The organism is Cytobacillus sp. FSL H8-0458 (assembly GCF_038002165.1).
Classification (GTDB): Bacteria; Bacillota; Bacilli; order Bacillales; family Cytobacillaceae; genus Cytobacillus.
In genome coordinates this window covers 3,928,200-3,937,500 of the sequence record NZ_JBBOBR010000001.1, presented here as the reverse complement: position 1 = coordinate 3,937,500, position 9,301 = coordinate 3,928,200, and the positions used below count along the sequence as shown (strand labels likewise).

At 45.9% G+C, this 9,301-nt stretch carries 6 protein-coding genes, 2 tRNA genes and 2 rRNA genes; 9 read left to right on the top strand and 1 reads right to left on the bottom strand.

All coding sequences use genetic code 11. The features are described from left to right. Positions 1 to 170: 170 nt before the first annotated feature. From NYE23_RS19715 to tsaD, 8 genes are all read left to right on the top strand, one after another. Positions 171 to 3,106, top strand: a 23S ribosomal RNA gene (locus NYE23_RS19715). Between the two features lie 80 nt (positions 3,107 to 3,186). Beyond that, positions 3,187 to 3,303 (top strand): 5S ribosomal RNA (rrf, locus tag NYE23_RS19710). A gap of 40 nt (positions 3,304 to 3,343) precedes the next feature. Then, a tRNA-Met gene (locus tag NYE23_RS19705) sits at positions 3,344 to 3,417 on the top strand. 3 nt (positions 3,418 to 3,420) lie between these two features. Then, positions 3,421 to 3,497: transfer RNA gene (locus tag NYE23_RS19700), tRNA-Asp, on the top strand. A gap of 309 nt (positions 3,498 to 3,806) precedes the next feature. After that, a complete protein-coding gene (gene tsaE, locus NYE23_RS19695; RefSeq protein WP_341080194.1) occupies positions 3,807 to 4,262 on the top strand; it encodes a tRNA (adenosine(37)-N6)-threonylcarbamoyltransferase complex ATPase subunit type 1 TsaE in 456 nt (151 codons plus the stop codon). Next, positions 4,259 to 4,963, top strand: a complete 705-nt coding sequence (gene tsaB / locus NYE23_RS19690) for a tRNA (adenosine(37)-N6)-threonylcarbamoyltransferase complex dimerization subunit type 1 TsaB (protein ID WP_341080193.1) — start codon at positions 4,259 to 4,261, stop codon at positions 4,961 to 4,963. The genes tsaE and tsaB overlap by 4 nt, the downstream gene beginning before the upstream one ends. 16 nt (positions 4,964 to 4,979) lie before the next feature. Then, entirely contained in the window at positions 4,980 to 5,429 is a 450-nt protein-coding gene (gene rimI / locus NYE23_RS19685) for a ribosomal protein S18-alanine N-acetyltransferase (RefSeq protein WP_341080191.1), read from the top strand. Further along, complete coding sequence (tsaD, locus tag NYE23_RS19680) at positions 5,429 to 6,457, top strand: tRNA (adenosine(37)-N6)-threonylcarbamoyltransferase complex transferase subunit TsaD (protein WP_341080189.1); 1,029 nt, start codon at positions 5,429 to 5,431, stop codon at positions 6,455 to 6,457. Before rimI ends, tsaD begins: the two co-directional genes overlap by 1 nt. A gap of 224 nt (positions 6,458 to 6,681) precedes the next feature. Here tsaD and NYE23_RS19675 read toward each other — a convergent pair whose 3' ends face one another. Continuing rightward, entirely contained in the window at positions 6,682 to 8,607 is a 1,926-nt protein-coding gene (locus NYE23_RS19675) for an ABC transporter ATP-binding protein (RefSeq protein ID WP_341080185.1), read from the bottom strand. A 191-nt stretch (positions 8,608 to 8,798) separates the two neighbouring features. On the opposite strand from NYE23_RS19675, the gene moaC reads away from it, so the two are divergent. Beyond that, the gene (gene moaC, locus NYE23_RS19670; RefSeq protein WP_341080183.1) at positions 8,799 to 9,281 is read left to right on the top strand and encodes a cyclic pyranopterin monophosphate synthase MoaC; all 483 of its coding nucleotides are present in this window, start codon (positions 8,799 to 8,801) and stop codon (positions 9,279 to 9,281) included. The last annotated feature ends 20 nt before the right edge of the window (positions 9,282 to 9,301 follow it).

The window sequence follows — 9,301 nt, the reverse complement described above, 5'->3', positions numbered from 1 at the left end:
GTTCGTTCAGTTTTGAGAGTTCAATCTCTCAGTGAAAGATTCGTTCTTTGAAAACTAGATAATGATTATGAAGAAGCAATAACCGAGTAATCGCCATCTTAGTAAATTCTCTATGTTAAATAGAGTTAAAAACCTTTGATCTGTTCATCTTCGATGAACCTGTCAAATACGGTTAAGTTAGAAAGGGCGCACGGTGAATGCCTTGGCACTAGGAGCCGATGAAGGACGGTACTAACACCGATATGCTTCGGGGAGCTGTAAGTAAGCTTTGATCCGGAGATTTCCGAATGGGGAAACCCCCTATCCGTAATGGGATGGGATCCTTATCTGAATACATAGGATATGGAAGGCAGACCCGGGGAACTGAAACATCTAAGTACCCGGAGGAAGAGAAAGCAAACGCGATTCCCTGAGTAGCGGCGAGCGAAACGGGATTAGCCCAAACCAGGAGGCTTGCCTCCTGGGGTTGTAGGACACTCTACACGGAGTTACAAAGGAACGAGGTAAATGAACAGGTCTGGAAAGGCCGGCCAGAGAAGGTAAAAGCCCTGTAGTTGAAACTTCGTTCCCTCCAGAGTGGATCCTGAGTACGGCGGGACACGAGAAATCCCGTCGGAAGCAGGGAGGACCATCTCCCAAGGCTAAATACTCCCTAGTGACCGATAGTGAACCAGTACCGTGAGGGAAAGGTGAAAAGCACCCCGGAAGGGGAGTGAAAGAGATCCTGAAACCGTGTGCCTACAAGTAGTTAGAGCCCGTTAATGGGTGATAGCGTGCCTTTTGTAGAATGAACCGGCGAGTTACGATTACATGCGAGGTTAAGTTGATAAGACGGAGCCGCAGCGAAAGCGAGTCTGAATAGGGCGAATGAGTATGTGGTCGTAGACCCGAAACCAGGTGATCTACCCATGTCCAGGGTGAAGTCCAGGTAACACTGGATGGAGGCCCGAACCCACGCACGTTGAAAAGTGCGGGGATGAGGTGTGGGTAGCGGAGAAATTCCAATCGAACCTGGAGATAGCTGGTTCTCTCCGAAATAGCTTTAGGGCTAGCCTCATGTAGTAAGAGTCTTGGAGGTAGAGCACTGTTTGGACTAGGGGCCCCCATCGGGTTACCGAATTCAGACAAACTCCGAATGCCAAAGACTTATCCATGGGAGTCAGACTGCGAGTGATAAGATCCGTAGTCAAGAGGGAAACAGCCCAGACCACCAGCTAAGGTCCCAAAGTATACGTTAAGTGGAAAAGGATGTGGAGTTGCTTAGACAACCAGGATGTTGGCTTAGAAGCAGCCACCATTTAAAGAGTGCGTAATAGCTCACTGGTCGAGTGACTCCGCGCCGAAAATGTACCGGGGCTAAACGTATCACCGAAGCTGTGGATTGACATCTTCCGATGTCAGTGGTAGGAGAGCGTTCTAAGGGCGTTGAAGCCAGACCGCAAGGACTGGTGGAGCGCTTAGAAGTGAGAATGCCGGTATGAGTAGCGAAAGATGGGTGAGAATCCCATCCACCGAATGCCTAAGGTTTCCTGAGGAAGGCTCGTCCGCTCAGGGTTAGTCGGGACCTAAGCCGAGGCTGAAAAGCGTAGGCGATGGACAACAGGTTGATATTCCTGTACCACCTCTTTACCGTTTGAGCAATGGGGGGACGCAGGAGGATAGGGTAAGCGCGCTGCTGGATTAGCGCGTCCAAGCAGTTAGGCCGGTAACGAGGCAAATCCCGTTACCACACAGGCTGAGCTGTGACGGCGAGGGAAATTTAGTACCGAAGTTCCTGATTCCACACTGCCAAGAAAAGCCTCTAGCGAGGGAAAAGGTGCCCGTACCGCAAACCGACACAGGTAGGCGAGGAGAGAATCCTAAGGTGAGCGAGAGAACTCTCGTTAAGGAACTCGGCAAAATGACCCCGTAACTTCGGGAGAAGGGGTGCTCATTAGGGTGAATAGCCCTGATGAGCCGCAGTGAATAGGCCCAGGCGACTGTTTAGCAAAAACACAGGTCTCTGCGAAGCCGCAAGGCGAAGTATAGGGGCTGACGCCTGCCCGGTGCTGGAAGGTTAAGAGGAGAGGTTAGCGCAAGCGAAGCTTTGAATCGAAGCCCCAGTAAACGGCGGCCGTAACTATAACGGTCCTAAGGTAGCGAAATTCCTTGTCGGGTAAGTTCCGACCCGCACGAAAGGCGTAACGATCTGGGCACTGTCTCAACGAGAGACTCGGTGAAATTATAGTACCTGTGAAGATGCAGGTTACCCGCGACAGGACGGAAAGACCCCGTGGAGCTTTACTGTAGCCTGATATTGAATTTTGGTACAGCTTGTACAGGATAGGTAGGAGCCTGAGAAACCGGAGCGCCAGCTTCGGTGGAGGCGTCGGTGGGATACTACCCTGGCTGTATTGAAATTCTAACCCGCGCCCCTGATCGGGGCGGGAGACAGTGTCAGGTGGGCAGTTTGACTGGGGCGGTCGCCTCCTAAAAAGTAACGGAGGCGCCCAAAGGTTCCCTCAGAATGGTTGGAAATCATTCGCAGAGTGTAAAGGCACAAGGGAGCTTGACTGCGAGACCTACAAGTCGAGCAGGGACGAAAGTCGGGCTTAGTGATCCGGTGGTTCCGCATGGAAGGGCCATCGCTCAACGGATAAAAGCTACCCCGGGGATAACAGGCTTATCTCCCCCAAGAGTCCACATCGACGGGGAGGTTTGGCACCTCGATGTCGGCTCATCGCATCCTGGGGCTGTAGTCGGTCCCAAGGGTTGGGCTGTTCGCCCATTAAAGCGGTACGCGAGCTGGGTTCAGAACGTCGTGAGACAGTTCGGTCCCTATCCGTCGTGGGCGCAGGAAATTTGAGAGGAGCTGTCCTTAGTACGAGAGGACCGGGATGGACGCACCGCTGGTGTACCAGTTGTCTTGCCAAAGGCATCGCTGGGTAGCTATGTGCGGAAGGGATAAGTGCTGAAAGCATCTAAGCATGAAGCCCCCCTCGAGATGAGATTTCCCATAGCGTCAAGCTAGTAAGATCCCTGAAAGATGATCAGGTTGATAGGTCAGAGGTGGAAGCGTGGCGACATGTGGAGCTGACTGATACTAATCGATCGAGGACTTAACCAAGTCATATTGGTAATTACTCGGCAAATGCTTCTTCATACATTATCTAGTTTTGAGGGAACGAAGTTTCTTCAACCAAATAGTCCGGTGGCGATAGCGAGAAGGTCACACCCGTTCCCATACCGAACACGGAAGTTAAGCTTCTCTGCGCCGATGGTAGTTGGGGGCTGTCCCCCTGTGAGAGTAGGACGCTGCCGGGCGAAACAAATTTGTGATGGAAAATCACAAGAATAATATTATCGCGGGGTGGAGCAGTTCGGTAGCTCGTCGGGCTCATAACCCGAAGGTCGCAGGTTCAAATCCTGCCCCCGCAATCTGGTCCGGTAGTTCAGTTGGTTAGAATGCCTGCCTGTCACGCAGGAGGTCGCGGGTTCGAGTCCCGTCCGGACCGCCATTTTATAGTTCTAAAAAGTAAAACGAAACTTGGTTTCGTCTTTTTTTATGCCTTATTAACATAAGTGTATATGATGTTAATATTAAAAATAGCTTACTTTGCCCATTGATGCAAAATAAGGTAAACTACATATAGACTATTCTCCTTAGGATTTATCCTAAGGTTTTTTTGTAATCTCAGAATTCAGATCTTTGAATTTCGAGAACTGTCCAGCCCTATCGCCAACACTGCCTCGAGGCGGCGTGGGTGGTAAGGCATTTGTGCTTTTTCTTTTCGTTTTTAGATTAGACATAAAAGGTGTTGAGACTTATGAGTCAGTTTGAGTTTATCTCAAAGAAGCCAGAGGATACGATGGGGTTTTCGGAAAAGCTTGGCAGCCTGCTTCAGCCGGGGGATGTCCTTGCTCTGGAAGGAGATTTGGGTGCAGGGAAAACGACATTCACCAAGGGGCTGGCCAAAGGGCTTAATATAACACGGAATGTAAATAGCCCTACTTTTACGATTATTAAAGAATACCACGGAAGATTGCCCCTTTATCATATGGATGTATATAGAGTTGAAGATTCCTTTGAGGATTTGGGGTTTGATGAATACTTTGATGGCAATGGGGTCACAGTTGTAGAGTGGGCTCATCTTGTTAAAGAACAGCTGCCCGAAGAGTTATTGACGATTTATTTATATCTTGATGATCATGACTCAAGAAGGCTTGTCCTGAAACCTCAGGGCAGAAGATATGAGGAATTGTGTAAGGAGATTATATCATGAAGGTTTTAGCCATAGATACATCCAATTACCCTCTGGGAGTAGCGCTTCTGGATGGTGATCAAGTTATAGGCGAGTATATTACAAATGTAAAAAAGAATCATTCCGTGCGTGTTATGCCGGCTATTGATATTTTAATGAAAGATTGCGGTGTTATGCCGGTAGAATTAGATAAAATTGTTGTTGCGAAAGGACCTGGTTCGTATACTGGAGTGCGTATCGGGGTAACGATTGCAAAAACACTGGCATGGACCTTAAATAAACCGCTGGTTGGGGTATCAAGCCTTGAAGTATATGCAGCCTCGGCTGGCAGATACTTTAATGGCGTCATATCGCCTTTGTTTGATGCCAGGAGAGGACAAATATATACCGGCCTGTATCAGTATAGGGAAGGACAGTTAGTTTCGCTGATAAAAGACCAGCTCCTGCTTTCAAAAGATTGGGCAGCCATGCTTTCAGAACAGCAGGAAAACGTTCTTTTCATTGGGAATGATTTGCCCTTACATAAAGATGTATTTGCAGAATTCCTTAAAGAGCGGGCAGTGTTCGCTTCACCTGCAGAGCATAATCCAAGGCCGGCTGAACTTGCTTTATTAGGTAGGGACCGAGAGGCTGAGGATGTCCATTCCTTTGTACCTAATTACATTAGGATTGCGGAAGCTGAAGCTAATTGGATAAAAGCAAACCAGGAAAAAAAGTTATAGATGAGGAAGCGAACGTATGAATAAATCCTTAACTTTCCGCTTGATGAGTAAAGAGGATATTGATGATGTTTTGGAAATCGAACACAAATCCTTTACAACACCCTGGAGCAGGGAGGCCTTTTTTAACGAATTAACACATAACCAGTTTGCTTTGTATGTTGTTTTAGAAGAAGAAAATAAAGTAATAGGATACTGTGGAGCATGGATAGTCGTGGATGAGGCGCATATCACAAATGTTGCGCTGCTCCCTGAATACCGCGGGAGAAAACTTGGAGAAGCTTTAATGCGGCAGCTAATGGAGATTGCGTCTGAAATGGGTGCCATCACAATGACTCTGGAAGTAAGAGTATCCAACTTCACAGCTCAGTCCTTATACCGAAAGCTTGGTTTTCAAAACGGAGCCATCAGGAAGAACTACTACACTGATAATCAAGAAGATGCTTTAGTAATGTGGGTGAATTTATAATGAAAAAAGATCAATGGATTTTGGGGATTGAAACCAGCTGTGACGAAACGGCTGTAGCCATTATTAAGAATGGACGTGAAATTGCAGCCAATATCGTTGCATCCCAAATTGAAAGCCATAAACGTTTTGGCGGAGTAGTTCCGGAAATAGCTTCCCGTCATCATGTTGAACAGATAACAATCGTACTGGAAGAAGCATTATATAAGGCAGGCATCACATATTCCGATCTTTCAGCCATTGCTGTGACGGAAGGACCTGGCCTTGTAGGTGCACTTCTGATCGGGGTTAATGCCGCAAAAGCCGTTGCATTTGCTCATGGCATCCCGCTGGTAGGCGTGCATCATATTGCTGGCCATATATATGCAAACAGATTGGTGGAAGAAATGGAATTCCCGTTACTTTCCCTGGTAGTCTCCGGCGGACATACAGAACTGGTCTATATGAAGGATCATGGCCATTTCGAAGTAATTGGCGAGACAAGGGATGATGCTGCAGGAGAGGCATATGATAAAGTTGCTCGGACCTTAAATCTGCCATATCCGGGCGGTCCTCACATTGACAGACTCGCTCATGAAGGGAATCCAGCTATTCAGCTGCCGAGAGCCTGGCTGGAAGAAGGTTCATACGATTTTAGCTTCAGCGGCTTAAAATCTGCCGTTATCAACACTGTTCACAATGCTGAACAGCGTGGCGAGACGATAGTGCCGGAAGATCTGGCCGCAAGCTTCCAGGATAGTGTCATTGATGTCCTGGTAACGAAAACAGAAAGAGCAGTTGAAGAGTATCGGGTGAAGCAGCTTCTGCTCGCAGGCGGAGTTGCGGCGAATAAAGGTCTTCGGGCTTCTTTAGAAAAGAAGTTTGGAAATAGAGCCGACCTAAAGCTTATTGTTCCGCCATTATCTTTATGTACAGATAATGCAGCGATGATAGGAGCTGCAGGAAGTGTTCTGTTTGAAAAAGGACAATTCGCCGGTCTTGATTTAAATGCAAATCCCGGTTTGGACATTACTATCCACAATGATAAATAATTAGGAAAAAGTCCCCGACAGCTTAGGGGACTTTTTCTGTGGATAAAATTATTTATTTCAGAATTTTATGTTGATAATGTGGATAAAACCAGCTTTAATTGTGGATAATGTGGAAAAGTCTGTGGAGAGTACATATTACTGCGTTTTTCTTGTGATTATCTCTGTGGATAATAAAAAAGACTGGCAGTGACTATTCTACCAGTCTAAAAGTTATGAATATTCCTTTAATCTTCTTCAGCTAAAAGCGTCCATTCTTCCATCAATTCTTCCAGCTTTGCTTTTGCTTCATCCGTTTCATTCGTAATTTCCATCACTTTTTCATGGTCCTGATAAACATTCGGATCACAGAGAAGCTGATCATTAGCATCTATGACTGTTTCTAATGCTTCTATTTGTTCTTCAATTTCTTCCATTCTTCTTTTTCGCTGGCGTTCGAGCTTTTTAGCTTCTTTATCCAGCTGATAATTATTTTTGTCCTGCTTAATAGACTGCGATGCGGTGGGGTCAACTTGCTCATTAAATGCAAGCAATTCCTCCTGCTCCTGCTTTTTTTCTACATAATAATCATAATCGCCAAGATATTCAGTTGCCCCGCTTCCAGAAAGTTCAACTACTTTTGTTGTAATTCTATTGATAAAATAGCGGTCATGAGAGACGAAAAGAATGGTCCCGGGATAATCGATCAATGCATTTTCAAGAATTTCCTTGCTGTCCAGGTCCAAGTGGTTTGTAGGCTCGTCCAGGATTAAGAAATTGGATTTCTGCATCATAAGCTTTGCAAGCGCAAGCCGGGCCTTTTCACCGCCGCTCAGTGTTGAAACGGTTTTAAGAACATCATCACCGGAGAAGAGAAAGTTCCCAAGTATGGTCCTGATTTCTTTTTCCGGTTTCAGCGGGTATTCATCCCATAATTCGTTCAGGACTCTTTTGTTGCTTGTGAGCTCTGCCTGTTCCTGGTCATAGTAGCCAATTGTCACATTGGAACCATACTGAATCTCCCCTGAAAAAGAAGGGATTTTTTTGATGATGGTTTTAAGCAATGTGGACTTGCCGATTCCATTTGGTCCTACAAGTGCAATGCTGTCGCCTCTTGCCAGCCGCATTGAAATATTCTCGCTGACTTTCTCTTCGTAGCCTATAGCTAAAGAATGTATATTTAAAACCTCATTGCCCGACTGCCGTTCGATGCCAAACCCAAAGGAAGCTGATTTCTCGTCTCCAAGAGGCCTGTCCATCACGTCCATTCTGGCAAGCTGCTTTCTGCGGCTTTGTGCCCTTTTGGTTGTGGAGGCCCGGGCGAGGTTTCGCTGGATAAAGTCCTGCAGCTTAGCGATTTCTTCCTGCTGTTTCTCGAATTGCTTCATTTCTTTTTCATAATTAGCCGCTTTTTGATCCAAATAGGAACTGTAGTTTCCTGGGTACTTTCTTATTTGGTGGCGGGAAATCTCGTAAACCTGGGAAACGACCTTATCAAGAAAGTACCGGTCATGTGATACGATTAGAATGGCACCGCTGTAACCCTGCAGGTATTGTTCGAGCCACGATAATGTTTCAATATCAAGGTGGTTGGTAGGCTCATCCAGGATTAAAATGTCAGGCTTTGTCAGCAGAAGTTTACCAAGGGCCAACCTTGTTCGCTGTCCGCCGCTCAATGATGAAATTTTAGTATTATAGCCCAATGAGCTGAAGTTGAGTCCGTGGAGAATGGAACGGATATCTGCTTCATATTGATAGCCGCCATTTTCTTTGAAATCAACCTGAAGTTTGTCGTAATCCTTTAAAATGCGTTCATAGGCATCTGAATTATTAAGGACATCAGGATCTGCCATTTGTTCTTCAAGGCTGCGGAGCTGTTTTTCCTGCTTCTGCAGATGACTGAAAACAGTCAGCATTTCCTCCCAAATGGATAACTCAGATTCCAGTCCGGTATTTTGTGCGAGATAGCCGATTGTTACTTCCTTTGGCTTTATAATCTCACCGGAATCATAGGTCATGTGTCCGGCAATTATTTTTAATAGGGTGGATTTTCCTGCACCATTGCGCCCTACAAGGGCAATCCGGTCCCTGGTTTGTACTTCTAGCTTTATATTCGTTAAAATGGGATCAGCGCCAAAACTTTTTGCAAGCTGATTGACTTGTAATAGTATCATGTTCTTTCACCTCGGGTATAGAGTAAGTGTAACTCATTCATATATGTTCGGCAATAAAGGAGACAGGACTATAAGCACGGCTGAAGGGCATTAAATCATAACAAAAGGTAAATAAATATGTGAAGAACCTTACAAAGCACATACAAAGTAACGGAAAAATAGTGTATGATTTTGAAGAGAGGTGTTTTTAAATGGCGGATTTTACTCATTTTAATCAAGAGGGCAGGGCGAAAATGGTGGATGTCAGCGATAAGCCTGAGACGGCAAGAACGGCCATCGCTCAGTCAAGTATTACGGTGAATCAGGAGATATACGAGAAGATCACATCAAATTCCATGAAAAAAGGGGATGTACTCGCTGTTGCACAAACGGCAGGCATTATGGCGAGCAAGAAAACATGGGACATTATTCCGATGTGCCATCCGCTGCCGCTAAAGGGTGTCGACATTTCATTTTCATGGAAAGCAGAAGAGGAAGAGTACGCCCTTATCATTACAGCTTCTGTTAAAACAAAAGGAAACACGGGTGTGGAAATGGAAGCGTTAACAGCTGCTTCTGTCTGTGCGCTGACCGTTTATGATATGTGCAAGGCTGTAGATAAAGGAATGGTAATTGGGCCAACCTTTTTAATAGAGAAAACAGGCGGAAAAAACGGAGATTTTAAACGAAATTAATTCATCATAAGAAATGGGGA

What these genes read in the sequence shown, in the direction of transcription:
- tsaD (WP_341080189.1), top strand. Translation starts at nt 5,429, where the DNA reads ATGAAAAAAGATCAATGGATTTTGGGGATTGAAACCAGCTGTGACGAA.
- tsaE (WP_341080194.1), top strand. Translation starts at nt 3,807, where the DNA reads ATGAGTCAGTTTGAGTTTATCTCAAAGAAGCCAGAGGATACGATGGGG.
- moaC (WP_341080183.1), top strand. Translation starts at nt 8,799, where the DNA reads ATGGCGGATTTTACTCATTTTAATCAAGAGGGCAGGGCGAAAATGGTG.
- tsaB (WP_341080193.1), top strand. Translation starts at nt 4,259, where the DNA reads ATGAAGGTTTTAGCCATAGATACATCCAATTACCCTCTGGGAGTAGCG.
- NYE23_RS19675 (WP_341080185.1), bottom strand. Translation starts at nt 8,607, where the DNA reads ATGATACTATTACAAGTCAATCAGCTTGCAAAAAGTTTTGGCGCTGAT.
- rimI (WP_341080191.1), top strand. Translation starts at nt 4,980, where the DNA reads ATGAATAAATCCTTAACTTTCCGCTTGATGAGTAAAGAGGATATTGAT.